We start from the raw sequence: 423 nt of genomic DNA on the forward strand, positions 1-423 counted from the left end.
GCTTGGCATCGGCCGGGATCACGCCATACAACTCTTCGCTGCTGTACAACGGCGCCACGGGCGGGCGTTGCAGCAACTCGCCCTGTTTGCGCCAATTGAGGTTGGCCACACTGCGCCGGGCCAGGGCCAGGGCGTGTTCATCGCTGTCGGCATAGTGGTCGGCGACGCCAGAGATCTTGCAGTGCACATCTGCACCGCCGAGGTCTTCGGCGCTCACCACTTCACCCGTCGCGGCTTTCACCAGCGGCGGGCCGGCAAGGAAGATGGTGGCCTGGTTGCGCACCATGATCGCTTCGTCGGCCATGGCCGGCACATAGGCGCCACCGGCGGTGCACGAGCCCATTACCACTGCGATCTGCGGGATGCCTTGGGCGCTCATGTTGGCCTGGTTGAAGAAGATCCGCCCGAAGTGTTCGCGGTCTG

The 423-nt window shown here is 65.0% G+C and carries 1 protein-coding gene; it reads right to left on the reverse strand.

Going from position 1 to position 423, the window contains the following annotated elements; genetic code table 11:
* The coding region (locus SOP95_RS31760) for a carboxyl transferase domain-containing protein (RefSeq protein ID WP_323609549.1) at positions 1-423 on the reverse strand (423 nt) is incomplete at both ends.

The sequence above is a fragment of the Pseudomonas sp. YuFO8 genome (assembly GCF_035065025.1).
In the GTDB taxonomy this organism is placed as follows: Bacteria; Pseudomonadota; Gammaproteobacteria; order Pseudomonadales; family Pseudomonadaceae; genus Aquipseudomonas; species Aquipseudomonas putida_AE.